Here is a 23,411-nt window from a genome sequence, read left to right on the forward strand (position 1 = left end):
TTTGTTGTCAGTAATGTTATTGAGCTTGGTCCACCCAGGTTTCGAGCGCCAGCAAGTGCCAAAGCTGATAGGACCAATCGAACTTGTTCTCAAGAAACTCTGTCAGCATTGTTTGAGTTCGTTCCCGATCGATAAATCCAAGGTCGACGAGCTTCCCTTCGCTGGCCATTGCTTTCACCCGCTCGGCTAGAGGGCCGCGCATCCATGACCGCAACGGGACACCAAATGAGGCCTTGGGCCGATAGACAATCTCGTCGGGCAGCCAGGCTTCAGCCGCCTGCTTCAACGCTATCTTGGTTCTGCGCATGTCTGTCTTGCGATCACCGCCGATCTGGAATGCAGCTTTGGCAACTTCAACATCGACGAAAGGGGTTCGCACTTCGGTTGACGCATACATGCTTGCACGGTCCGAATATGCCAGATTCAGGCCGGGTAGGAAGTAGTGCAGATCGGCAAAATTCATCTTAGTAGGTAAATCGTGCGCAACCGCGTATTCAAAACGCTCGCGATGCTCCCGCGCCAGAAGGTCCAGGACACGATCGGCCTGCCCGTTGGTAAGTGCTGACAGCGTTTCGGTATCATAATAAGAGTAGCTACGCAGATAAGCGTCTGCCTCCGATCCAGAGTCGGCAAATGAGAGAAAGCGCTTGGCCCATCGAACGGGCGTCAATGCGCGTCCGAACGCAGCCACGGGTAAGGCGTCTGCCACCACCCCAACGCCTGATTTCAGGAATTGTGGCAATCTCCGATAGTTTTGGGCCAGCATCATCGCCTGGTGCCGCCGATATCCGCCAAAGATTTCATCCGCTCCCATCCCGGAAAGCAATACCTTGGCCCCCGCCTGTCTGGCCGCCTCACATATCATCATCACATTTACGGTGGCCGGGTCAGATATCGGTTCCTCCAAAGTATTCATCATCCTCGGCAGCCACTCTGCAATGTCGGAAGTAGCTTCAATTTCGTGAAGGCGAATGCCATGCGTCTTCGCCAATTTGCGGGCGTAGTGGATATCCTGAGGCATTCCTTCCAGCGCCAGATCGGCTTCAGCGACGCGGATTGTATAGGCTTCGAGTTGCGGATTGTGCCGCTTGGCTAGGACTGTCAGAATGCTCGAGTCCAGTCCGCCACTCAAAAAAGTCGAGACCGGCACATCCGCCGTCATATGGGCCGCCACCGAATCTTCGATGACCGACCTTAACCTCTCGATCGAGCAATTGTCTCGTCGGTTTTCTTGTAAGATCAACGATTCATGATTCCAGAAGCGGCGGATTTCTATGCCGCCCGCATCAACTTTCAGGAACGACCCGGCTGGCAGCTTTTCATAATCTTTGAACGCGCAGATCGATTCCGGAACGAACATCAGTAGCATCGATGCCGAAATAGCATCGGGGTTCACGTTCCTGGGCCCCCCCATGGCGAACAACGCACGGAGTTCCGACGCAAATGCCAGTGACCCATTTGGACCCCGATAAACATAAAGCGGCTTGATTCCGAAATGATCCCTCGCGAGGATCAGCGTCTCTTTAGCTTCGTCGTAGATCGCAAGGGCGAACATTCCGCGAAACCGCCGGAAGCAATCATCCCCCCATTTCCGAAACGCTTCGACGATGACTTCGGTGTCTGAATTCGTACGAAAGCTGACGCCAAAGCTCACCAGTTCCGCGCGTATTTCCCGGAAATTGTATAGTTCGCCATTGTATATAATTGCTAGGCCGTCTTTCCTGAAAGGCTGGTTTGCAGCCGAGCTCAGATCAATGATCGACAGGCGCCTGTGGCCGAGGTTGACCGCCCCCCCTGATGCAGCGAGTTCCAGCCATTCCGAAGCGTCCGGACCGCGATGCGCGATCGCGTTCAGCGCCGAACTTCGCTGACTCTGATTCACCGGCAGGCGCCAGGCCCCTACTATACCGCACATTCATTGTCTCCGATCATGCTCATGCTATTCGATTCTACCCGAAGAACGCTTTGCGATTTCTGGATATGTAAAATGAAAGAAACAAGGCAATCAGGATCTCGGAAATAAACATGGTAATCGCGGCACCAAGAGCTCCAGAATATTTTATAAGGAAGATCGCCGAAACGAGTCCAAATATGCCAGTCGAGAACAATATTCTATTATATGTTCCCGAGAGTCCATTGGGAATAAGTATCTGAATTCCGACTATATTGGAAATCATTGAAATTAGTGGTAAAAATGCAAACCATTTTAATATTAATGAAGATTCTCTAAAATCTTTTCCACCCATCAAATCAATGATCAAGTCCGAGAAAATAAATATAAATACTCCCATAATTGCTGTCATTGGCAGCAATATAAAGCCTGATTTGACAACTAATTTAAAAGCATCGATTTTATTGTCTTTATACAAGTAACTCATCCTTGGCAATAAGGCTTGAGCAATAGGATTTAGCAGAGACACGATGCCGCTCCTTATGCGATCGGCAATCATATAGTGGCCCACTGCTGTTGCAGAAATCATTACCCCAAGAATAGTAGGAATAATCGTCGTGTAGAGTGTCATTGACAGCCGGGAAAGCAGAACGCTTCCCCCGGCAATCAGCTGCTTTCGAAATTCCGCCCTTGTCGGCATTTCCCAAATGATTTCGACGTTGCGATAAATCCAGAGCAAGCCCAAAGCACCGCTGATACAAGCCGCGATTGCCAGCGACGCTATCACCAGCGGGCCATCGCCGGTTCCGCGCACCAAAATGAAAACGAGCGGCACCGATCCGGCCCGGACCGCGAATTGAACCAGAGCAACTTCCCGCAGTCGTTCAAGCCCGCCCGGAAACCAGCCCGGGAAAAGCATGCTCGAAATTACGAACAAGCAATTCCAGATTGTGAAATCCCGGAATCGCGCATAAAAATCCGCAAAATTGTGCAGGATTACAAATAGGATGATTGTCGCTGCCGTAACGATCCACTGTACGGCCCAGCCGGAAAAAAAGGCTCTGGAGCGAACGCCAATGTCAGAGCGAAGCTGCGCAATATGAGCCGTTCCATGCCACGAAAAACCCCAATCAACCAGAATAACGAAATATCCCAGTATAACCTGCATCCAGGCGACCCTTCCCCATTCATGCGGGCCGAGAGTGGTCGTAAGATAGGGCAAGGTGATAAGCAGCGCCAGATTTCCGCTCGCCTGCAACACTGTGAGGACGAACGCATTTTGTACTAGGGAAGAATCCCTTACCTGACGCATTTTGGCGAATAGATTCATTAGGCAGATGGCAGTCGATCAGCTGAGATTATTGGCAAAAGCGCCTGATGCACGGTTAATGCGCCGTTAGTAGGCACCTTGCCCTGTCAGGACAACCCTTACAGTTTTGGCCAAAATAACGAAGTCATTGGTAACGCTCCAGTTACGGACATACCATTCGTCCAGCGCAATCCGGTCATCAAACGACAAATGGGATCGGCCGCCTATTTGCCACAAGCCCGTTATTCCAGGACGAACCGATGTGTAAAAACTAAGCTCTTTGTAAAGTTCAATTTCGTTCGGCAGAATCGGGCGGGGTCCCACGAGACTCATTTGCCCTGCGAGAACATTGAGCAGCTGAGGCAGTTCGTCGATCGAGTATTTCCGCAGAAATCGTCCAAACGGCGTCACTCGGGGGTCGTTAGGCAGCTTCAAGAAAACCGCGAAATGAGCGGCTAGCTCCGGATCGCTTGCAAGGAGTGCTGCCAATTTCTTTTCCGCATTGCGGTGCATGGACCTGAATTTTACAAACGGGAAACTATCCCCGTTCTGGCCGATGCGTTCGCTAAGATAAAAAATCGGCCCCCCGTCGCTTTTGATGGCCAGGCCGACGAGTACTAGGATGGGAAGGCTCACAATTAGAATCGCAATGGCGAGACTCAAATCTATCAGACGCTTAAGCAACTTGCTTAAGCGTCTTGAGAGGTTGTTGGATTTTACCAGCAGAACTGTGTTGGATCCAAACGGACTGATCTGTCGCAGTTGGGATAAAGGAAGCGATTGCAGCGGCAAATGAAGCGCGTTACCGATCCCGGCAAGTTCAAGCGACCGAGACAGGCGCAGTGCATCGTTAAGCTGCTCTACTTCGGGAGCGACAACAATCTCGAATTCCTGATAGCCAGTAGCAATGGCGCAGTTTTGTATGAGCGCCGCATGTGCTTCGTCACTTTGCTCGATAATGCTCGAATCAAGTTTTTCAAACAGCCTGTAGCCCAGCGTGGGTTGCGCTGTGCACATTCGTTCGATTTCTGTCGCCTTTTTCGCCGAACCGATGACAAAGAGCGGAGTCGCCCAAATGCCGATCCAGCGCATGGCTGTAGCTGCACACCACCACGATACGGCGAGGAACAGGCCGGTCCAGAGTGATGTGGAGACAAGCCAGAGCCTAGACACCTCATCTCGTAACAAATATTGCAGGAAACCGATACTTAAAAGAACAAATGTAGTGCCCTTTATCGATATAAGTGTATGTTTATATAACGGATCTCTATTGGTATATCTTCCTTTTGCAAGAAACCATATAAGTAATATGAAATCCAGAGAAACTATAATTGCTATATTTGTTAAATTTACTTCACTTAATTTAAATACTGAAGCCGAATCTAGTAAAATATTTCTGATAGCCGAAGCCGTTATCGCGCCAAATATCATAGATAGAAATAGTGCAGCAAGGTCAAAAGCCAGTATTAATGAAGCACGTAGATTGGTTAGCTTTCGATGATTGAGCAATACTTTATGTATCCCATCATCAGAATACATATTTTTGTTTCGCATCGATATTTCATCGTTATATTTTTTGCGCTGTGAATATTGTATTGTATCTTTATTCATTTTTATTCCAAATACGTAGAGAGCGGCAAGCGCTTCACCGTCACTATGACTTACCTGCAGCACCAATTGTAAAATTGAGCTTTGATATGGCCTCAGTCGCTTTGACTACAAATTCTTGACACGCGCCACATATCTTGCGGTCGGTAAAAATGCCAGTATCAAACGTGGGGCTTCCAGTAAGCATTTATTTTATTGAATTTTGTCTTGGCACTTTGTTTGTATCGAGCTAGACGGCCAACCACATTATTGATGCTATTCCAATTATAAAAGCCGCGCTTGCGGGACTATCCAACAGGGCGAAACAGCAGTTCGGCCCCGCTTGGGGCTTGGCTGTTCAGTCTTGAATCGAACCGCGGTGGAACTCATTGATCTGCCGGATCTTTTCGACTGATACCCCCAGACCAGTCAATCCTAGCACTAGCGTTTCGGAAACCCGGATCTGGACTTGTTCCTCATTTGGTCGTTGTTCGACCATGACCCCCCTCAATGCATAGCTTAGCCCCAGCCAATAAAGCATGCCACTTTCACTGTCTTCGCTGCTCAGCAGCCCCTCTTCCGAAGCTGGAGCATAATTTAGTCTCTACCCGTCTTACCGCACGGGCGCTGTATTCGGATGTCGGCCAGAGTCTGACAGCAGACGGCACTTCAGCCGACTTTGCACGGTACATCTCGCCAGCACTGGGCACACCTGCGAATGCCACCAATCTGGCCGTCCAGAACCAGTGCATTGCGACCACGGTGGCGCTCACAGGGTTCCCGGTGAACGCACCGGGCTTCATTGGACAAATCGGCACCATTCACCTTCGCTCCAGCAACCGGTTCGACTTTCGGTGCTTATAGCCCGACCACGTGCGACGGCACACAACTCCAGATTCGTAACCAGAAGGACATCAAAGGTGAAGTCCGTCTGGCCTCGACGGGCTATAGGCCGCTGAACTGGCAATCGGGAGTCTACGGCTTGCACATCGACCGATCGGTCGGCGTAAGCTTGGGTGCCGATCTCGGACAGGGCGTCAGACGTAAGTTGTACAACGCTCCGGGCAGCAGCAACCCCACCGTCCAGGGCCAGACCCGCGCGACGAACTTTAGCGAGCTGCTGCCAATCTCGGCACTCGCACTTCCCTGGTTTGTCGGCAATGCCAATTACAGCGCGGCGAAGCGTAACACTTTTGGCGCGTTAAACCTTCGTTTTGGACTTGAAGGCGAAAACTGGAACCTAACCGCCTTTACCGTCAATATGCTCGACCGTAAATATATCAACGAAGCGATTCCCGCGATCGAATTTGGCGGCTCCTTCATCTCCCCCGGCGCCCGGCGATTGATCGGAGTAGAGGTAGGGTACCAATTTTTGTCGCCTTATTCACTTTCGTGCGGACGTTGCCAGGTTTATTTGCAAACCGGACAGCCATTGCGTCCGCGTCGGCTAACTTTGCCAGACCGAACGGCTGACTGTATTGGCTTGGAAGAAATCATGTACCCGCGTTGATCGCAAAACTGTTTTTCAGCGCGTAACCGCAGTCGCCTGGCGCGAACAGACCTAAGCTCCTAACCTTGTATCGGCAAAATATCGATCACTTGCCAGGCAGCATCAAAACCACTCGTCCCGGCAAAATCGCGATGGGCAACTCCGAATTCTTGGTCCCGCTTGTCGCGGGACTTTCAAGGCTATTTCTGCCACTCAACTGAAGAACGTTCCAAGCATTCAAAGTCCTTTCCGATAAGCAATGGATTTGCCTGCGGAATAGGAAACGCAAGCGTTGGCTGGCTGAATTCTCCGTCAGTGAGGGCCCACCACCAAACCGGTCGTGTCGCGTTAATACCTATGCATAGCGATTGTGCCTGCGAAACGCGTTATACCACCGAAGGTGATTGTCTTGAAAGCAGGGCGGATGGGATAGAAAAGCATATGGAACGACCGGAATGAACGACATGCCTTCCACATCACCCCACCGGCGGTTCAATCCGCTGACGGGCCGCTGGGTGCTGGTATCACCGCAGCGGAGCCGGAGACCGTGGCTCGGCCAGCTCGATGAAGTATCGAGCGAAAGCGGTCCATCCCACGATCCGTCCTGTTATCTGTGCCCCGGTTCGACGCGCGCAAATGGCAACGTGAATGCCGACTATGCGGGCGTATGGATATTCGACAACGATTTTCCGGCCCTGCTCGCACCAGTCGACTCGCCCACGGTTTCCGCAGACAATCTGTTCCATCAGGAACTCGTGTCGGGAACCTGCCGGGTGATATGCTTCTCACCCGATCATTCGAAAACCCTGCCCGAGCTTTCGCCTGATCAATTGCGCGCCATCATCGACAACTGGGCAGAGCAAAGCGCGGAGCTTGGCCGCGACCATATCTGGGTTCAATTGTTCGAGAATAAGGGCGCGGCAATGGGCTGTTCGAACCCGCACCCGCATGGCCAGATCTGGGCGAGCAGCCATCTTCCCGACGAGCCCGCGATCGAAGATGCACAGCAACGTGCATGGCTGCGGGACAAGGGACAGAATCTGTTGCTAGAGACGGCCGAGCGTGAAGCCGATGGGCCGCGGGTTGTCGTGCAATCCGAGCAATGGCTGGCTATCGTCCCATGGTGGGCGAGTTGGCCCTTTGAAACGCTATTGTTGCCCCGCTTCCCCATTCGACGGGTCGAGGACCTGGATAACGAGCAACGCGACAGTTTGGCGCTGGCGCTCCGCGAACTGACGACGCGCTATGATAATCTGTTCCGTTGCAGCTTCCCCTATTCGATGGGCTGGCATGGCGCGCCCTATCTCGACGGAGATCAATCCCATTGGCAATTGCACGCGCATTTCTATCCGCCACTGCTGCGATCGGCTAGCGTCCGCAAGTTCATGGTCGGCTATGAAATGCTGGCCGATGCGCAGCGCGACCTGACTCCGGAACAGGCGGCACAAAAACTGCGCGAGCAATCGACGGAGCATTTTCGGGTATGACTGACAATCAGGCTTTGATCGACAAAGCAGTTACCGGCTATCGCGCCTCTTTTGGCACTGAGCCAGACCTCGTTGCCTATGCACCGGGGCGGGTCAATCTGATCGGTGAACATACTGATTATAATGGCGGCTTCGTTCTTCCCTGCGCGATCCCCTATGGAACCGCGATTGCCATGGGGCGGAGCAACGCGCCCGAGATTTCCGCAGTTGCCCTAGACTTGGACAATGCAACGGATCACTTCGCAATCGGCGGGGATGCCATCACACCACTTGGCCTAGGCGAATGGGAAAATCACCTGCGCGGAATTGTCGCAGGTTCACTGGCGTTCGGTCTGCCCGTGCACGGCGCCAATATGGCGATCACAGGCAACGTTCCGCAAGGCGCGGGTCTGTCCTCATCGGCTTCGCTGGGGATCGCCATGGCGCTCGGCTTGTCGGCGCTGGTCGGTCAAGACGATCCGGACCGGACCAAGCTCGCACGAATAGCCCAATGGGCGGAGCATGAATTTGTCGGCTGCTCATGCGGGCTGATGGACCAGTTGGCATCGGCCTATGGCGAAGCCGACCACGCATTGCTCATCGATTGCGGCAAGGTCAAAAACCAGACTGTTCCGATGCCCGATGGCGCGCGCATCCTGATCATACATTCGGGCGTCAAACGCGGATTGGTCGACAGCGCCTATAATGAACGGCGCATGCAATGCGAGGCAGCTGCCCGGCATTATGGCGTCGCCGAACTGCGCGATCTCGATGAAACCCGCTTAATTTCTGACCGGAATGGGCTGGACGAAACAACCTTTCGCAGAGCGCGCCATGTCGTCACCGAAAACGTCCGAACTCTGGAAATGGCAGAGGCCTTGGCCATCGGTGATTACGCCGCAATCGGGCGCCTGATGCGGGCATCGCACCAGTCGATGCGCGACGACTTCGAAATCACCCTCCCCGAAATCGACAGCTTGGTTGAAAACATCGCCCGCTCGCTCGGCGGCGAAGGCGGCGCGCGGATGACCGGCGGCGGATTTGGCGGCTGTGTAGTCGCCATCTGTCTGGAAGGCAAAATCGACGCCGTTTATGACGGGCTTTCCGCATATTGGGAAAAAGTCGGCCGGGAGTCACCCCTGCAAACGGTCATCACGCCGGCACAAGGTGCGACTGTCATTCATTTGTGAAAACGAACCGCGTTCGATTGCGGTACAGCTCACCGGGCCGGACGATGATGCTTGGAAAATGCGGATGGTTCAGAGCATCGGGAAAGCCTTGCGTCTCGAACGCGATGCCTGCGTGCTTTTGATATGGTCGGTCGCATTTGCCGATCTGCCCATCACCCAAATGATTGGCGGTATAGATTTGTAACCCCGACTGATCGGTCCATACCGACATCTGTCTTCGACTGTGCGGGTCTGACAATATTGCGACTTCGCGAAATCCGATGCCATTTAAGGCCCAGCAATGATCGATGCCCTTCGCAATCGCAATTTGCGGATCGCAGCTGTCGAGGCATTCGCCTATTGGGCGCGGACTTCGAAAATCAAAAGGTGTTCGCTCTACTAAACGCAGTTCACCAGTCGGAAGCAGGTCTTCGTGAACCGGCAGGAACCGCTCAGCATGCACCTGCAATAGATGGTCGCTAATCGTTTCGGTGTTCGGTCCGCCGAGATTCCAGTAGATATGTTGGGTCAGATTCAATGGGGTCGGCTTCGACGTGGTGGCCGTGATTTCCAGCTCCAGCCAATTGTCGGCCTCCCAGCTATAGAATGCCGAAACCTCAGCCTCGCCTGGAAACCCCTGATGTAGATCTCGACTCTTCAGGGTAAAGCGGATTTGATCCGCCGAACAGTCGCCAAGCGGGTCACGCGTCCATATTTGGCTGCTGAATCCTTTCTGCCCCCCATGAAGCAGATTACGTCCGTCATTTGCCTCAAGTTTATATGCGACACCATCGAGGTCGAAATACGCCTTTGCGATGCGCCCTGCTACCCGACCAACTACCGCACCGAAATAGGTCCAGTCTTGATGCCTTGCGTTACTATTTGCTGGCCCCACGACAATGTCGACCGCGTTGTCGTCGAGGTGCGAAAAGCGAAAGGCGGTGACGCGTGCACCTAGGGCATCAAAGGCTATTGCAGTGTCAGACATTTCCGATCTGTGCCACGCACATCGCGTTTTTGCGACAGCATTTTAATGGAGGCCCGAGCCGGAATCGAACCGGCGTGCAAGGATTTGCAGTCCTCTGCGTCACCACTCCGCCATCGGGCCTCTCGCTGCGACAGAAAAGCGTCACATGTGGTGCAGGAGCGCGTCCCTAGCGACTGGATTTGCGCTTTGCAATCCGATTCGCGACCATTTGGCAACAGGCGGGATAGAAAGCGATGCCGCTGGCATGGCAAAATCGGCCGTTTGTCCGAAAGCGGCTTGGACTTTGCGATTGCGCTGACTAGAAGGGAAATCAAAGGCTGTATTGCAACGGCAATACAGTTGTGCCAGAAACAATCGAGCCAGAATATAGCGGCAGCGGAAAGTCTTATGCAGTCAGCGCAATCGGAAACCACCCGTCGGCACATGGTCGACAGCCAGCTTCGTACCAACGGCATCACCACAGCCTGGATCGTGAAAGCGATGGGCGAACTGCCACGCGAAAACTTCCTGCCGGCGGGTAAGGAAGCCTTTGCCTATCTTGATCGTTCGGTTCCGCTCGGCAATGGCCGCATGCTCAACCCGCCGCTTGCGACGGCAGAGATGCTGCAGATTGCAGAGGTATCGGACAGCGACAATGTGCTGCTGATTGGCGCAGGGACAGGTTATATGGCGGCTTTGCTATCGGGTCGCGCCGGAAAGCTGGTTGCGGTCGAATCGGATGCGGACCTGGCAAAGACTGCCCGCACGAATGTCGCGGGGCTCAACCTCGTTGAAGGCGGCCTCGGCGAAGGCGCCGACAAGGACGCACCCTATAATGTCATCGTCATCGATGGCGCGGTCGAGCAGTTGCCCGCCGCCATCGAAGCGCAGTTGGCAGAGGGTGGCCGGATCGTCGCCGGATTGGCCGAAGGGCCAGTGCGGCGCCTCGCCGTCGGCACCAAACATGGCGGACATGTTGCGTTGCGCGCCTTTGCGGATACGGAAGTCGCTTCGCTTCCAGGCTTTGAACGCGCACGGGAATTCGTGTTTTGAGCGATAGAATGGTGACCGTTCGCGCACTTATGCTTGCTGCGACAGCTGCGACGATTTTGGCCTCCCCCGCGCGTGCCGACACGCTGCGCGGTGCGTTGGCGGATGCGTATCAGACCAACCCGACACTGACGGGTGCGCGTGAGGGACAGAAGGCGACGAACGAGGGGGTGCCGATTGCCAAGGCCAACGGCCGACCCGATGTGCAGGGCAGTGCAACCTATAGCGAACTGTTCCCCCGCTCGGATGGCACCAACTTCACGCCAGACCGGACGCTGAACGGGCGTGCCGATGTCACCGTGCCGCTCTATCTGGGCGGCGCTGTCAAAAACGCGGTGCGTGCAGCCGAGAACAGGGTAGATGCCGGGATCGCCGGATTGCGCGCAACCGAGAGTGCGATTTTTTCGGCCGTGGTTGGCACCTATATGGATGTGATTCGCGACGAAGCGATCGTTGAACTGAACCGCGCGCAAGTTGGCGTGCTGCAGGTCAATCTGGAAGCCACGCGCGACCGGTTCGAGATTGGCGATCTGACTCGCACCGACGTCGCGCAATCCGAAGCGCGGCTCGCACTGGCAACGAGCAGCATGGAGGCCGCGCGCGCCAACCTGATCCGCTCGAAAGAAATCTACATCCAGTTGGTCGGCAAGGCGCCCGAGGCTCTCGAAGCACCTCCACCGCTCCCCAATCTGCCCGAATCGCCTGATGCGGCGGTAGGTGTTGCGCTGGATAACAATCCGGACCTGATTGCCGCCAAGGAACTGCGCGATGCCGCGCGCTTTGACCGCAGAGGTGCAGAAGCAAGCCGTCTGCCACAGGTGACCGGTTTTGGCTCGGGCAGCTATTCGAACAATTTCGGCAGCATCGATTCGGGTGCTCTGGCTCCGTTCGACAAGACCTCGACCTCGGCACAGGTTGGTGTGCGCGCCACTTTACCGCTCTATCAGGGCGGCCAACCTGCTGCCCAGATCCGCCAGGCACAGGCGCGGATGGGGCAGGCAATCGAGCAGGAAATTGCGGCAGAACGCGAAGCCATCGCACAGACCCGTGCTGCCTATGCCAGCTGGAAGGCGTCGCAGGATGTAATCGTCGCCTCCGAGCGCGCGGTATCGGCAAATGAACTCTCGCTCGAAGGCACCCGCGCCGAGAACAGCGTCGGAAACCGCACAATCCTCGACATTTTGAACGCCGAGCAGGAGTTGCTCAACAGCAAGGTCCAGCTCGTCACCGCACGGCGCAACGCCTATGTCGCGGGCTTCTCGCTGCTTGCTGCTATGGGCCGCGCCGAAGCACGCGATCTGGGTCTCGAAGGCGGCCCGCTCTATGATCCTGTCGCTGAATATGATGCGGTCAAAGGCAGTTGGAACGACTGGTCGTCCAAACCCGACCCCACCGCCAAAGCCACCCGCACGGTTGACACACCAGCTCAAAAAGCAGAAATAGAGCCACTTCCCAAATATTAAGGGAATCAATGGGGCAATTAGGGGCGTTGGCAAATGGCGACTGATCGGAACGAACCATCGATGGAAGCGATACTGTCTTCGATCAAGAAGATCATCGCTGATGAAGACCGTTCGCGTGCCATCAGCTCACGTCGCACGCCCCGCGAAACACGCAATGAGGAAAGCGAAGACGAGGATGTCCTCGAACTGACCGAAGCCGCCGCCGACGAAAGCGCGGAAGAGTTGCTCGATGACAACAAGGCGCAAAGCCTGCGCCAGAGCTTCTCGGTATTGCAGACGCTTTCCGAGCCCGGCGTTGCACCGCAAATCGTGCGATCGGGCGAAACCTCACTTGAAGGCCTGACTCGCGAATTGATGAAGCCGATGCTCAAGGAATGGCTCGACACCAACTTGCCCGGCATTGTCGAGGCAATGGTTGCGCGCGAAATCGAACGCATCACCAAGAAGGGCTGATGCGCAGCGCTGTACTGCTGACACTTGGAATTGCCTTAGCCTGTTCAACATCTGACGGGCGAGCGTCCGATACGCTGGTTTTTGACTACACGACTATAGTCAGAGCGGGGCAGCTGCTTGATGTCGAAAGCGGTGAAGTACGGCGCAATCAATGCGTGTACATCTTCCAACAGTTGATCACGGAAGTATCGCCCTGCTCCGCAAGTGAGTTTCGTACTAGAGGCAAGGCCAGTAAACATCACATAGACTGGTCTGCCTATACCGTCCTTCCCGGCCTGATGGATCTGCACACCCATCTTGCCGATGCCGGACAAAGTGCGGATCTTGCGCTACCGCTGAAAACCTCCCCCGCTGCCACCGCGCTGATCGGTGCCAAAAATGCGCGCGATACTCTGATGGCAGGCTTCACCACAGTGCGCGATGTCGGCACCTATCGCGGGTTGACCGATATTGCGCTGAAGGACGCGATCAATGCGGGCCGGGTGCCGGGGCCGCGCATGTTTGTCGCAGGCGGCTATATCACCAAGCCCGGCGGTGGCGGCGAACTCAATGGTGTGGTCGACAATGAAAAGCTGCCCGAGGATATGCGCTATGGCGTGACGGTCGGGCCCGAGCAGGCGGCAATCAATGCCGAATATTTCATTGAGGAAGGCGCCGATTTCCTGAAGCTGATAGCGACCGGCGCGGTCCTTGCCATCGGCACTGAACCGGGCGAGCCCGAATTGAGTATCGAGGAAATGAAGGCGGTCGTCGATACCGCCGCCAAGCGCGGTGTCTATGTGACCGCGCATGCGCATGGCGCGCAGGGTATCAAAAATGCGATTGCCGCGGGGGTGCGCTCGATCGAGCATGCCAGCCTGATTGACGATGAGGCGCTCAAACTGGCCAAGGCCAAAGGCATCTGGCTGGTGATGGATATCTACAATGGCGACTATATTGACGATATTGGCACCAAAGAGGGCTGGCCCGAGGAATATCTGCGCAAGAACCGCGAAACCACCGATGTCCAGAGAGTTGGCTTTACCAAGGCGGTGAAGATGGGTGTGAAGATCGCTTACGGCACCGACAGCGGGGTCTATCCGCACGGGGCCAATGGGCGGCAGTTCGCCTATATGGTGCGGTACGGGATGACGCCGATGCAGGCGATCCAGTCCGCCACCATCCGCGCGGCGGAATTACTGGGCAAGGAGCATGAACTGGGCAGCATTACAACCGGACGCTTTGCCGACCTGGTAGCGGTGAAGGCCGATCCGCTGGCCGACATCGCAGCGCTGGAGGCAATCGACCATGTCATGAAAGGCGGCGAGATCGTCCGCTAACCGCGCTTGAACGGCCCCAATTCGCCCAGAAACTCCTGTTCACGCTCCACCGCGCGGCGCTCTCGTCCCAGAAAATCCTCAATAGCCTCCCGAAAGCCGGGATCGGCGATAAAATGCGCCGACCATGTCGTCACCGGCAAATAGCCGCGCGCCAGTTTATGCTCGCCCTGTGCGCCTGCTTCGACCCGGGCTAACCCATGGGCAATCGCAAAATCGATGGCCTGGTAATAGCACAGCTCGAAATGCAGGAAGGGGATGTCTTCGACACAGCCCCAATAGCGGCCATAGAGGCAGTCGGGCCCGAGTAGGTTGAGTGCGCCCGCAACCGGCTGGCCATCCCGATGTGCGAGGAACAAGACGATGCTGTCACGCATGCTCTTGGCAACGAGGTCGAAGAATTCGCGGGTCAGATAGGGTCGGCCCCATTTGCGGGCGCCGGTATCCTGATAGAAAACCCAGAACATATCCCAATGCTCAGGAAGGATCTGGTCGCCGCGCAGGATCTCAATTTCGACCTGCGATTGCGCCGCTGCCCGTTCCTTGCGGATCGCGCGCCGCTTGCGCGAGGCCAGTGTCGCCATAAAACCATCAAAGCTGGAATAGCCGTCATTCGCCCAATGGAATTGTGTGCCCGACCGGATCAGCCATCCGGCCTTGCGGAACAAATCGAGTTGGCCTTCATCGACAAAAGTTGCGTGCGCCGAGGACAGCCCGTTTTGCAACACCACGCTTTCGGCGGCGCGCAACAGCCGGAGCGCGGTTTCATCATCGCGTGCCAGCACGCGCGGGCCCGGCACCGGTGAAAAGGGCGCGGCTATTTGCAACTTCGGATAATAGCGCCCGCCTGCCCTTTCATAGGCATCGGCCCAAGCATGATCGAAAACATATTCGCCTTGGCTGTGCGATTTGAGATAGGCGGGCAGCGCGCCGCAAATATCTCCGTTTTCGTCGCGGAGTATAATCGGAGCTGGCGACCAGCCGGTCCCGGGGCCGACACTTCCTGATTCTTCAAGGGCAGCCAGGAAGGCGTGGCTGACAAAGGGGTTGGCGGACGCGTTCAGCGCATCCCATTGTGCGGAATCAAGCGCGGAAACCCCTTCCGCAATTTGGGCTGTGATCCGGTCGTCGGGCGTGTCGCCTTCCGCCATATTCCTTACCTCAAAAAGGCTTCACCGCGACGATGGCATCAATCTCAACCGTCGAATCGAGCGGTAGGACGGGAACGCCCACAGCGCTACGCGCATGTTTGCCGGCATCGCCGAAGACGGCCTCCATCAGGTCAGATGCCCCATTGGCGACCTTGGGCTGGCCGGTATAGTCAGGGGTGGAGGCTATAAAGGCGCCGAGCTTGACGATGCGTTCGACGCGGTCGAGCGAACCCAGCGCTTTCTTCATCTGCGCGATCAGCATCAACCCGCACCCTTGCGCGGCAAGGATACCGTCTTCTTCGCTACGGCTATCGCCAACCTTGCCGGTCATCAGCTTGCCGTCGACAAAAGACACCTGCCCCGAAATATAGAGCAGCCCGCCAACCTCAACTGTCGGCACATAGGATGCGACGGGTGCGGCCGGTTCGGGAAGGGTGATGCCGAGTTCGGCCAATCGTTCTTCAATCATGCGGGTTCTTTCTGAATGATGGGAGCGGCGCTCCCCGCGAGCAGTTTCTCGGTAATCCATTGCTCGGCCTCGTGCCACACATCGATGCGGGCGTGCGCCGAGGTGGAGGCTTGTACCCGCTGCCACAATATCGGTTCCCCGACCAGTTGCAGCCGCCAGACATCGGGGAGATGCTCGCCCACCGATTCATGCTGATGGCCCAGATCGTCGACGAAAACGGCAACACTGGGATTGTAGCGTTCGATGATGCGGGCCAGCGCCTCACCCTTTCCGCCCTGATTGGTATAGACCGGCGCTTCGATGCCCACCGCGCGCAATTGTTCGCCGCGCGCTTCATTGTGATGATCCATCAGATTGGTGAGGATCACGACATCTGCATGCTCCGAGATCCGGTTGATCGCCTCGACCGCACCATCAATCGGCTGCTGTCGGTGCATCTCGGTAAAGAAAAAGCCGTTCAAAAGGTTCCAGACATGTCCGCGTTCAACCTGTGTGCCGTCATGCTTATGACGCAAAGCTTCGCCCCAATCGCCGTGCACCAGATCGAAATGGATATGGTGCGCCTCGTCGAGCCAGTCACGGAACGGCACGACCATGTGCAGCAGCACCTCGTCGCAATCGGAAATCAGCAAGGGGCGGCTCATGCTTCAAGCTCCATTCGGGCGCGGACAAGCGCTTGCGGGGTCACGCCAATATGTTCGGCGGCGGCAATCAGGTCAGGCTCGTGCGCTTCCAGAAAGATCAGGATAGCGGCGAGGGTGGCGGGTTCGGAAATATCATGGCGCAAAATGTCCGGGGTCAGCCCGGTGAGCGCCAGCATCCGCGAGGCGCGATCCGTATCGGTCAGGATCCAGCCCAAAGCTCCCAGAGCGAGCGTCGCCGGGTCGGCTTGAATTTGGCCAGCACTTTTCGCATTTGTTTCGAACATGGCTTTCGCTTAAGCGAAAGCGGCGGCGCTGCCTAGGCAGCAAAATAGCCCATGCTAAAGGAAATGCGGTGAGCAAAAAGGTTCTGATCGTCGAGGATAATGAGCTGAACCTCAAACTATTCACCGATCTGTTGCGCGCGCACCAGTTTGAGGTCGAAGGGCTGCGCGACGGACGCGAAGCCTTTACCCGGATGCGTGGCTTTGCCCCCGACCTTGTGATCATGGACATCCAGATGCCGCATGTCAGCGGGCTCGACCTGATTGAGGCGATGCAAAGCGAGGCCGATCTGAAACCGATCCCCGTGCTGGCGGTAACTGCCTATGCCGGTAAGGGCGATGAGGAACGCATATTGGGCGCGGGTGCGCGCGCCTATCTGTCCAAGCCCGTAGGTATGGTTCAATTCCTCGGCGCGGTGAAAGCGATTACCGGCTGATGCAACGACTGCTCCGCTTGCTGCTGCTGTGCCTTGCGCTGCTGACCGCGCAGGCATCGATTGCGCAGGAGTTGAACGTTCCGGGCAGGTTGGTTGCCGAGACCGAAACACCTGCCCCTGGTGGCACGCTAACTGTTGCTTTCCACTTTGCACCCAAGCCGGGCTGGCACGGCTATTGGGAAAACCCGGGCGATGCAGGGCTCGGGCTGCAACTCGAATGGAGGCTGCCTGCGGGGGTGGCAGTTGGCAAACCTCGCTTTCCAGTTCCCAAGCCGCTGTTGATCGGCGGTCTGATGAACCATGTCTATGAAGAACCGCATGCGATATTGGTCGATCTCCAGTTCGCGCCCACACTGAAGACTGGAAGCGCCATACCGGTCGAGGTAGAGGCCAACTGGCTGGCCTGCACCGATACAATCTGTGTTCCACAGCAAGACCAGTTCACGCTGAAACTGGTCACCGGCGATGGTGCAATCAAGGCCGAACCGCAGCGGCAGTTCGATCAATGGCGATCTGCGATCCCTGTACCGCTCGACCGTGACGCACGCTATGCGATCAGCGGCAAACGCTTTGCTATCGCTATTCCCTATCCGGCGAGCGCGCCGCTCGACCGACCCTATTTCTTTGCGCTGACCACCGATCGCGTCCGCTATGCGGCGCCGCAATCGGCACGGCGCATAGGGGACTGGCTTGTGATTGAAACCGAGGCGAGCGGGCAGGCAGGGCCGGTCGAGGGGCTGTTGCGTATTGGCGGTGGACAGGGACTGCTGATCCGCACGGCTGCTGGAGCAATTCCCAAAGGCGGCAATTCGGTTGCGGTGCTGAGAGCGGATGACAAACTTGCTGCGGCAAGCCCTGCACTGCCCGCATTACTGTGGTTGCTGTTGGGGGCGCTGGTCGGCGGGCTGCTGCTCAACCTGATGCCTTGCGTGTTTCCAATCCTTGGCCTCAAGGCGCTGGCACTTGCGAAGGCCGGAGGTGACGAGCACGAAGCGCAACGGGACGCGCTGGCTTATACCGCTGGAGTTGTATTGAGCTGTCTCGCACTCGGCGCCGTCATGCTATCGTTACGTGCGGCGGGCCAAGAGGTTGGCTGGGCCTTCCAGTTGCAGGAACCGGCAGTGGTATTCGGGTTGCTGGTGCTGATGGTAGCGGTGACCGCCAATCTTGCCGGACTGTTCGAACTGCCGGGTTTTGCCATTGGCGGAACGCTCACCCGGCAACCGGGGATATCGGGTTCATTCTGGACTGGCATATTGGCGGCACTGGTGGCGACGCCCTGCACCGGACCGTTCATGGCCGCTGCAATGGGTGCTGCCATATTGCTGCCGACCGCGGAGGCGATGCTGCTCTTTGCGTGTCTGGGCATTGGCATAGCACTGCCTTTCCTGTTGATTGCCTATATCCCGCGCATGCGTGCGATGCTTCCCAGGCCGGGCGCGTGGCTTGAACGGTTCCGCCACCTGATGGCGATCCCTATGGGGTTGACTGCTTTGGCCTTGCTTTGGTTGCTGTGGCGGCTGACCGGATCGGGCGGCCTTTTGGTTGGCAGCATTGCCATCGGGGCGATGCTGGCACTTATCCTCGGCTATCGCACGGTGCAGGGGCAATTCCGGCAGGCACCCTTCGCCCTCCTGATAGCGGCTACCGTTGTTATCGCGACAGGCGTGCAAATCCTCCCACAAACTGTTGATACGAATGGCAAGCGCGAAGCCGCATTCCCCGGAGCCTTGCCTTTCGACGCTGGAAAATTGGCGGAGTTACGGACGAAGGGCGCGCCAGTGTTTCTCTACTTCACTGCAGACTGGTGCGTGACCTGCAAGGTCAATGAAGCGGCCGCGATCAACCGCGACGATACGATCCGGTTGTTCAGGGAAAAGGGGATCAAGGTGATGGTGGGCGATTTCACCCGGCGGGATGCGGCGATTGCGCGCTTCCTGTCCGAACATGGCCGGTCAGGCGTTCCGTTATATCTATTCTACCCCGCGCAAGGTCAGGTGCGCGAATTGCCGCAAATATTGACGCCGGATATCATCGCCGAAGCGGTTGAGAACTGACGCTTCTGCCGGGGTTTGGAGGCAGGCCGATGTTGAGGTGTTGCCTTCGAAAAGGCATCGCGGCCTGCCCCCGCCCCATGACAGCGGGGTGCGACCCTAATAGGACCCGCTGTCGATCTCGATAAGCTTGGTTTGGTTGGCGCCGATTACCGAAATGCCTCTGGTTCCGGTAATCCCCGACAAGGGCACCGAACGCTCGACGATATCCGCCTCGGCTCCGATGCCGGTGTCATTGTCCGCCTGCGACGCGCCGATGGCAACGACTTCGATGCCCCAATAATCAGGACGATCGTGATAGATACGCGGCGCAAGCCGCAGTTCAAAGCTGGTTCCCGGTGTGCGTGCCGACACCCAGAGATACAGCGAATCCTGAAAAGGAACGCGCCGCAATTCGGCGCGATCAAAGTCGATAATCTTCCCGTTGGGCACGCTCGAAAGCGAGCCGCTCGCCATGCCGCTCATAAGTCATTCCAAACAAAGCGTAAGTTGCTTTCGCTACAGCGACATATTAGTCTGACTGCACGTTATTTAATTACTCTTCTAACATATTTTATGCCGCGTCGCTACCATCCGCTCTCGTAAATAGATGTAACAGATTGTAAGCGCCTGTTGTTTGGCCCGAAAAATTTAACGCATAGCTATGCGTAGGCAGGCCTTGCTTTGACGCTTCCCGCCAATCATATCGCCCCCATGCAACATACGCCTGCTTACGCACCGCCAATCGGCGGCAACCCGCAGAAACTGGTCAACTGGTTGATGTCCGTTGCCTTTCTTGTTTTTCTTATTGTGATCGTCGGCGGAATTACACGTCTGACCGAATCGGGTTTGTCTATTACCGAATGGAAGCCCGTCACCGGCGCACTGCCGCCGATGAACGAGGTGCAGTGGGTGTCGGAGTTCGAAAAGTACAAGAAGATCCCCGAATATCTGGAAATTAATGGCCCGGCAGGGATGACACTTACCGAGTTCAAGTTCATCTATTTCTGGGAATGGGTGCATCGCCTGCTCGGCCGGGTAATTGGCCTTGCCTTTGCCCTCCCGCTGGCATGGTTCTGGATCAAGCGCCAGATTCCAGCCGGTTACCACCCACGCCTGATGGCTCTGCTCGCGCTGGGAGGGCTGCAGGGCACAATCGGCTGGTGGATGGTATCATCCGGCCTCAGCCAGCGCACCGACGTCAGCCATTTCCGTCTCGCCGTGCACCTGTTGACCGCATTGTTCATTATGGCCGGGCTGATCTGGACAGCGCTTGACTTGCGCGCATTGGCTCAAAGCGGCGTGCGCAAAGCTGCGCGACTGACCGGCTTCAGCTTAACCATATTGTTGATCCTGTTTATCCAGCTGCTTTTCGGTGCCTGGGTGGCCGGTTTGAATGCCGGTTACGTCGCCAACAACTGGCCGCTCATGAACGGGAAACTTTACCCCGAAGGCGTGGATTGGAGCCAAGGAGCGTGGTTTGCGCTGACCCATGATCCTTTTTTGACCCACTTCATCCATCGCTGGTGGGCCTGGGTGGCAGTGGCCGCACTCGTCATCATGGCTCGTCGCCTGAAAAAGCTCGGCGCTCGCCGGGTTTCGATTGCCATCCATTCAGCATTCGGGACGCAGATATTGTTAGGAATTGCCACGGTAATGACAGGCATGAACATCACGCTGGCGGTGCTGCACCAGGCCGTTGGCGCGTTGGTTGTGGTGTCAACCGTCTGGGGGGCGCACAGGTTGGGCAGTATAGGGGATTACAAATAGCAGTGTCGGATATGGCGATCATCTATGCCGTTTTTCCAACCGCGGGCGAGGCGCATGATTGCTGCCGTGCGCTGCTGGAGGAGAGACTGGTCGCGTGCGCCAACCGTTTGGCACCTGTGATTTCGCACTATCGCTGGGAAGGTGAGATCGAGACCAGCGAGGAACATCCGGTCATTCTGAAGACCAGTGCCTCGCGACAGCAGGATGTGATCGACCGCATTGCCAAGTTTCACCGCCACAAGGTCCCAGCGATCATGGCGTGGAAAGTGGATGCCGCCCATCCCGCCTATGCCTTATGGGTGAATGCGGAAACGGCACCATAGGGTATTATTATACCCGCTTCAAAATGCCTGCATTTGCTTGACTATTGGGTTCGCACGCGCCAATAGCGCCCGTCCGCTGAAGGGAATTCGATTCTCTACAGCACCCCATCCCTATCGGAGGTTCGAACAGCAGCCATGAAAACGCTGTCCAAAGTCACGAAGTCGATCCGCCCGCAGGACGTCCAGAAGGATTGGCATATCATTGATGCCGACGGTCTGGTTGTCGGTCGCGTCGCGTCGATTATCGCCAACATCCTGCGCGGCAAGCACAAGCCGAGCTTTACCCCGCACGTCGATTGCGGTGACCATGTCATCGTTATTAACGCCGACAAGGTGAAGTTCACCGGCAAGAAGCTTGGCGACAAGGTTTACTATCGCCACACCGGCTATGCCGGCGGCATCAAGGGCGTCACTGCTGCCAAGGTTCTCGAAGGCCGTTTCCCCGAGCGTGTGCTCGAAAAGGCTGTTGAACGCATGGTTCCGCGCGGCCCGCTCGGTCGCCAGCAGATGCGTGCCCTGCACCTCTACAACGGTACCGAACATCCGCATGACGGCCAGCAGCCCAAGGTGCTCGATATCGCTTCCATGAATCGCAAGAACAAGGTGGGTGCATAATGTCCGACACCGTAGAATCGCTCGCTGATCTCCAGACGCTGGGTGCGGAAGGTTCGGCTCCGGTCGCGCCCGCAGCTCCGCTGCGTGAAAAAATTGTCGATGCACAGGGCCGTGCCTACGCAACCGGCCGCCGCAAGGACGCGGTTGCCCGCGTATGGCTGAAGCCCGGCACCGGCAAGATCATAGTCAATGGCCGCGATCAGGAAGTGTATTTCGCACGTCCCTCGCTGCGCCTCGTTATCAACCAGCCCTTCGGCGTCACCGAACGGACCGGTCAGTATGACGTAGTCGCAACCGTCAAGGGCGGTGGCCTTTCAGGCCAGGCCGGCGCCGTGAAGCACGGCATCGCCCAGGCACTGTCAAGGTTCGAACCCGCGCTGCGCGGTGCGGTCAAGGCCGAAGGCTTCCTGACCCGCGATAGCCGTGCGGTCGAGCGTAAGAAGTACGGCAAGGCGAAAGCCCGCAAGAGCTTCCAGTTCTCGAAGCGTTGATCGGATCACTTCCGGATATTGGAAAAGGGCGGCCACTGGTCGCCCTTTTCTTTTGCACGTCATAGGGTATCGCGGGGTGATGATGAAAACCGCGCTGATTGTCACAACCCTGTTGCTAACTGTAGCTGGAATCTGGTTTTATCGATTGGGCGGCCCCGCCCAGCTCGAGCTCGCCGACCGCTGGTGGCCGGGCAAAAATGACATGGTTGGTTCAACGACCCTAGGCGTAACCTATGGCGACCCCGCGACTTCGCAGCAAAGCTATGACATCTATTACCCGATTGGCGTCGGCAAAAGCTGCGGTGACCGCAGATATCCGTCGCTGCTTTTCTTTCATGGCGGCTCATGGCGCGACGGTAACCGGAGCAGTTATGCCTTTGTCGGTCGCGCCTTTGCCGCGCGCGGTTTCATCACCTTCATCGCTGATTACCGGAAAGCGCCCGAGCATCGCTATCCCGATTTTGTAGATGACGCAGCGAAAGCCATTGCCGGCGCCAACCGTGAACTGAAACAAAATGCATGCGGCGATCCGGCGCGGCTTTTCGTCATGGGGCATAGTGCGGGCGCACATATCGCCATGCTTGCCGCACTCGATCCAAAGTGGCTCCCGCGATACGGCCTCGACGCTTCGGCAATTGCCGGCATTATCGGCCTTGCGGGGCCCTATGATTTCCTCCCCTTCACCAGCGATGCTGCACGCGACGCTCTTGGACACTGGCCCAAACCCGAGGAGACCCAGCCGATCCACTTTGCCAATGGCAAGGCACCGCCTTTGCTGTTGCTGACCGGTGATGCCGATACGACGGTCAAACCACGCAACAGCAGGGCGTTGGCGACAAAGGTCAATGAAAGCACAGGCGAGGCAGACGTAAAGATCTACCCTGAAGTCACTCATAGCGGGATAATCATGGCAATCGCCCGCCCATTCCGCAGCAAAGCCCCTGTCATCGACGATATCCTGACATTCACAAGACGGCGAACAAAATAGACAAGGCTGCGACTGCTTGCCCGCCGAAATGCCGAAAACGGGTAGGCAT

At 56.5% G+C, this 23,411-nt stretch carries 23 protein-coding genes and 1 tRNA gene; 14 read left to right on the top strand and 10 right to left on the bottom strand.

What is annotated here, in order from left to right; all coding sequences use genetic code 11:
- Positions 1 to 16: 16 nt before the first annotated feature.
- The 3 genes from asnB to ABL922_RS00830 all read right to left on the bottom strand — a co-directional run bounded on the left by asnB (position 17) and on the right by ABL922_RS00830 (position 4,811).
- The gene (gene asnB, locus ABL922_RS00820; protein WP_349022308.1) at positions 17 to 1,915 is read right to left on the bottom strand and encodes an asparagine synthase (glutamine-hydrolyzing); all 1,899 of its coding nucleotides are present in this window, start codon (positions 1,913 to 1,915) and stop codon (positions 17 to 19) included.
- 34 nt (positions 1,916 to 1,949) lie between these two features.
- Positions 1,950 to 3,221, bottom strand: coding sequence for an oligosaccharide flippase family protein (locus tag ABL922_RS00825; RefSeq protein WP_349022309.1), 1,272 nt, complete (start codon positions 3,219 to 3,221; stop codon positions 1,950 to 1,952).
- Positions 3,222 to 3,287: 66 nt separating this feature from the next.
- Entirely contained in the window at positions 3,288 to 4,811 is a 1,524-nt protein-coding gene (locus tag ABL922_RS00830; RefSeq protein ID WP_349022310.1) for an exopolysaccharide biosynthesis polyprenyl glycosylphosphotransferase, read from the bottom strand.
- A 778-nt stretch (positions 4,812 to 5,589) separates the two neighbouring features.
- Here ABL922_RS00830 and ABL922_RS00835 point away from each other — a divergent pair.
- The 3 genes from ABL922_RS00835 to galK all read left to right on the top strand — a co-directional run bounded on the left by ABL922_RS00835 (position 5,590) and on the right by galK (position 8,932).
- Positions 5,590 to 6,297: a hypothetical protein gene (locus ABL922_RS00835; protein ID WP_349022311.1), complete on the top strand. Its 708-nt coding sequence runs from the start codon at positions 5,590 to 5,592 to the stop codon at positions 6,295 to 6,297.
- 434 nt (positions 6,298 to 6,731) lie between these two features.
- Positions 6,732 to 7,763, top strand: a complete 1,032-nt coding sequence (locus ABL922_RS00840) for a UDP-glucose--hexose-1-phosphate uridylyltransferase (RefSeq protein WP_349022312.1) — start codon at positions 6,732 to 6,734, stop codon at positions 7,761 to 7,763.
- Positions 7,760 to 8,932, top strand: a complete 1,173-nt coding sequence (galK, locus tag ABL922_RS00845; protein WP_349022313.1) for a galactokinase — start codon at positions 7,760 to 7,762, stop codon at positions 8,930 to 8,932. The genes ABL922_RS00840 and galK overlap by 4 nt, the downstream gene beginning before the upstream one ends.
- On the opposite strand, the gene ABL922_RS00850 is transcribed toward galK, so the two are convergent.
- Together ABL922_RS00850 and ABL922_RS00855 are read right to left on the bottom strand one after the other, a co-directional pair.
- The gene (locus tag ABL922_RS00850) at positions 8,919 to 9,899 is read right to left on the bottom strand and encodes an aldose epimerase family protein (RefSeq protein ID WP_349022314.1); all 981 of its coding nucleotides are present in this window, start codon (positions 9,897 to 9,899) and stop codon (positions 8,919 to 8,921) included. The two genes, galK and ABL922_RS00850, sit on opposite strands and share 14 nt — an antisense overlap.
- Before the next feature lie 46 nt (positions 9,900 to 9,945).
- A tRNA-Cys gene (locus tag ABL922_RS00855) sits at positions 9,946 to 10,019 on the bottom strand.
- Between the two features lie 267 nt (positions 10,020 to 10,286).
- Here ABL922_RS00855 and ABL922_RS00860 point away from each other — a divergent pair.
- From ABL922_RS00860 to ABL922_RS00875, 4 genes are read left to right on the top strand one after another with little or no spacing between them, the layout of a single operon-like run.
- A complete protein-coding gene (locus ABL922_RS00860; RefSeq protein ID WP_349022315.1) occupies positions 10,287 to 10,931 on the top strand; it encodes a protein-L-isoaspartate O-methyltransferase in 645 nt (214 codons plus the stop codon).
- Entirely contained in the window at positions 10,928 to 12,391 is a 1,464-nt protein-coding gene (locus ABL922_RS00865; protein ID WP_349022316.1) for a TolC family outer membrane protein, read from the top strand. The genes ABL922_RS00860 and ABL922_RS00865 overlap by 4 nt, the downstream gene beginning before the upstream one ends.
- 33 nt (positions 12,392 to 12,424) lie before the next feature.
- Entirely contained in the window at positions 12,425 to 12,844 is a 420-nt protein-coding gene (locus tag ABL922_RS00870) for a DUF2497 domain-containing protein (protein ID WP_349022317.1), read from the top strand.
- Positions 12,844 to 14,163: an amidohydrolase family protein gene (locus tag ABL922_RS00875; RefSeq protein ID WP_349022318.1), complete on the top strand. Its 1,320-nt coding sequence runs from the start codon at positions 12,844 to 12,846 to the stop codon at positions 14,161 to 14,163. The genes ABL922_RS00870 and ABL922_RS00875 overlap by 1 nt, the downstream gene beginning before the upstream one ends.
- On the opposite strand, the gene ABL922_RS00880 is transcribed toward ABL922_RS00875, so the two are convergent.
- Genes ABL922_RS00880 through ABL922_RS00895 form a run of 4 tightly spaced genes read right to left on the bottom strand, consistent with a single transcriptional unit; the run spans position 14,160 to position 16,708 of the window.
- Positions 14,160 to 15,311, bottom strand: coding sequence for a GNAT family N-acetyltransferase (locus tag ABL922_RS00880; RefSeq protein ID WP_349022319.1), 1,152 nt, complete (start codon positions 15,309 to 15,311; stop codon positions 14,160 to 14,162). The genes ABL922_RS00875 and ABL922_RS00880 overlap by 4 nt on opposite strands.
- A gap of 10 nt (positions 15,312 to 15,321) precedes the next feature.
- Entirely contained in the window at positions 15,322 to 15,780 is a 459-nt protein-coding gene (locus ABL922_RS00885; RefSeq protein ID WP_349022320.1) for a RidA family protein, read from the bottom strand.
- Positions 15,777 to 16,424 (bottom strand): HAD family hydrolase, encoded by a 648-nt coding sequence (locus ABL922_RS00890; RefSeq protein ID WP_349022321.1) that lies wholly within the window; start codon positions 16,422 to 16,424, stop codon positions 15,777 to 15,779. Before ABL922_RS00890 ends, ABL922_RS00885 begins: the two co-directional genes overlap by 4 nt.
- Entirely contained in the window at positions 16,421 to 16,708 is a 288-nt protein-coding gene (locus ABL922_RS00895) for a DUF3572 domain-containing protein (protein WP_349022322.1), read from the bottom strand. The genes ABL922_RS00890 and ABL922_RS00895 overlap by 4 nt, the downstream gene beginning before the upstream one ends.
- 68 nt (positions 16,709 to 16,776) lie before the next feature.
- Here ABL922_RS00895 and ABL922_RS00900 point away from each other — a divergent pair, with 68 nt between their 5' ends.
- Both ABL922_RS00900 and ABL922_RS00905 read left to right on the top strand, forming a co-directional pair.
- The gene (locus ABL922_RS00900) at positions 16,777 to 17,142 is read left to right on the top strand and encodes a response regulator (RefSeq protein ID WP_349022323.1); all 366 of its coding nucleotides are present in this window, start codon (positions 16,777 to 16,779) and stop codon (positions 17,140 to 17,142) included.
- Positions 17,142 to 19,199: a protein-disulfide reductase DsbD domain-containing protein gene (locus tag ABL922_RS00905; RefSeq protein ID WP_349022324.1), complete on the top strand. Its 2,058-nt coding sequence runs from the start codon at positions 17,142 to 17,144 to the stop codon at positions 19,197 to 19,199. The genes ABL922_RS00900 and ABL922_RS00905 overlap by 1 nt, the downstream gene beginning before the upstream one ends.
- A 96-nt stretch (positions 19,200 to 19,295) precedes the next feature.
- Here the strand turns inward: ABL922_RS00905 and ABL922_RS00910 are convergent, their stop codons facing one another.
- Complete coding sequence (locus ABL922_RS00910; RefSeq protein WP_349022325.1) at positions 19,296 to 19,661, bottom strand: hypothetical protein; 366 nt, start codon at positions 19,659 to 19,661, stop codon at positions 19,296 to 19,298.
- A gap of 228 nt (positions 19,662 to 19,889) precedes the next feature.
- Here ABL922_RS00910 and ABL922_RS00915 point away from each other — a divergent pair, with 228 nt between their 5' ends.
- The 5 genes from ABL922_RS00915 (at position 19,890) to ABL922_RS00935 (ending at position 23,362) form a co-directional block, all read left to right on the top strand.
- Positions 19,890 to 20,945 (top strand): COX15/CtaA family protein, encoded by a 1,056-nt coding sequence (locus ABL922_RS00915; RefSeq protein WP_349022429.1) that lies wholly within the window; start codon positions 19,890 to 19,892, stop codon positions 20,943 to 20,945.
- Between the two features lie 11 nt (positions 20,946 to 20,956).
- Entirely contained in the window at positions 20,957 to 21,268 is a 312-nt protein-coding gene (gene cutA, locus ABL922_RS00920) for a divalent-cation tolerance protein CutA (protein WP_349022326.1), read from the top strand.
- 135 nt (positions 21,269 to 21,403) lie between these two features.
- Positions 21,404 to 21,883 carry a 50S ribosomal protein L13 gene (gene rplM / locus ABL922_RS00925; protein ID WP_349022327.1) on the top strand — a complete coding sequence of 160 codons (480 nt, stop codon included), beginning with the start codon at positions 21,404 to 21,406 and terminating at the stop codon, positions 21,881 to 21,883.
- The gene (gene rpsI / locus ABL922_RS00930; protein WP_349022328.1) at positions 21,883 to 22,374 is read left to right on the top strand and encodes a 30S ribosomal protein S9; all 492 of its coding nucleotides are present in this window, start codon (positions 21,883 to 21,885) and stop codon (positions 22,372 to 22,374) included. The genes rplM and rpsI overlap by 1 nt, the downstream gene beginning before the upstream one ends.
- Positions 22,375 to 22,453: 79 nt before the next feature.
- Positions 22,454 to 23,362 carry an alpha/beta hydrolase gene (locus ABL922_RS00935; protein WP_349022329.1) on the top strand — a complete coding sequence of 303 codons (909 nt, stop codon included), beginning with the start codon at positions 22,454 to 22,456 and terminating at the stop codon, positions 23,360 to 23,362.
- The last annotated feature ends 49 nt before the right edge of the window (positions 23,363 to 23,411 follow it).

It is taken from the genome of Sphingorhabdus sp. (assembly GCF_040079335.1).
GTDB lineage: Bacteria > Pseudomonadota > Alphaproteobacteria > Sphingomonadales > Sphingomonadaceae > Sphingorhabdus_B.

Bases quoted from the DNA above. Each gene is read 5' to 3' on its own strand.
- ABL922_RS00860 (WP_349022315.1), top strand. From the start codon at position 10,287: ATGCAGTCAGCGCAATCGGAAACCACCCGTCGGCACATGGTCGACAGC.
- ABL922_RS00905 (WP_349022324.1), top strand. From the start codon at position 17,142: ATGCAACGACTGCTCCGCTTGCTGCTGCTGTGCCTTGCGCTGCTGACC.
- ABL922_RS00910 (WP_349022325.1), bottom strand. From the start codon at position 19,661: ATGAGCGGCATGGCGAGCGGCTCGCTTTCGAGCGTGCCCAACGGGAAG.
- rpsI (WP_349022328.1), top strand. From the start codon at position 21,883: ATGTCCGACACCGTAGAATCGCTCGCTGATCTCCAGACGCTGGGTGCG.
- ABL922_RS00875 (WP_349022318.1), top strand. From the start codon at position 12,844: ATGCGCAGCGCTGTACTGCTGACACTTGGAATTGCCTTAGCCTGTTCA.
- cutA (WP_349022326.1), top strand. From the start codon at position 20,957: ATGGCGATCATCTATGCCGTTTTTCCAACCGCGGGCGAGGCGCATGAT.
- ABL922_RS00880 (WP_349022319.1), bottom strand. From the start codon at position 15,311: ATGGCGGAAGGCGACACGCCCGACGACCGGATCACAGCCCAAATTGCG.
- ABL922_RS00895 (WP_349022322.1), bottom strand. From the start codon at position 16,708: ATGTTCGAAACAAATGCGAAAAGTGCTGGCCAAATTCAAGCCGACCCG.
- ABL922_RS00840 (WP_349022312.1), top strand. From the start codon at position 6,732: ATGAACGACATGCCTTCCACATCACCCCACCGGCGGTTCAATCCGCTG.
- ABL922_RS00890 (WP_349022321.1), bottom strand. From the start codon at position 16,424: ATGAGCCGCCCCTTGCTGATTTCCGATTGCGACGAGGTGCTGCTGCAC.
- ABL922_RS00830 (WP_349022310.1), bottom strand. From the start codon at position 4,811: ATGAATAAAGATACAATACAATATTCACAGCGCAAAAAATATAACGAT.
- ABL922_RS00935 (WP_349022329.1), top strand. From the start codon at position 22,454: ATGATGAAAACCGCGCTGATTGTCACAACCCTGTTGCTAACTGTAGCT.
- rplM (WP_349022327.1), top strand. From the start codon at position 21,404: ATGAAAACGCTGTCCAAAGTCACGAAGTCGATCCGCCCGCAGGACGTC.
- asnB (WP_349022308.1), bottom strand. From the start codon at position 1,915: ATGTGCGGTATAGTAGGGGCCTGGCGCCTGCCGGTGAATCAGAGTCAG.
- ABL922_RS00850 (WP_349022314.1), bottom strand. From the start codon at position 9,899: ATGTCTGACACTGCAATAGCCTTTGATGCCCTAGGTGCACGCGTCACC.
- ABL922_RS00885 (WP_349022320.1), bottom strand. From the start codon at position 15,780: ATGATTGAAGAACGATTGGCCGAACTCGGCATCACCCTTCCCGAACCG.
- ABL922_RS00915 (WP_349022429.1), top strand. From the start codon at position 19,890: ATGCAACATACGCCTGCTTACGCACCGCCAATCGGCGGCAACCCGCAG.
- ABL922_RS00825 (WP_349022309.1), bottom strand. From the start codon at position 3,221: ATGAATCTATTCGCCAAAATGCGTCAGGTAAGGGATTCTTCCCTAGTA.
- ABL922_RS00870 (WP_349022317.1), top strand. From the start codon at position 12,425: ATGGCGACTGATCGGAACGAACCATCGATGGAAGCGATACTGTCTTCG.
- galK (WP_349022313.1), top strand. From the start codon at position 7,760: ATGACTGACAATCAGGCTTTGATCGACAAAGCAGTTACCGGCTATCGC.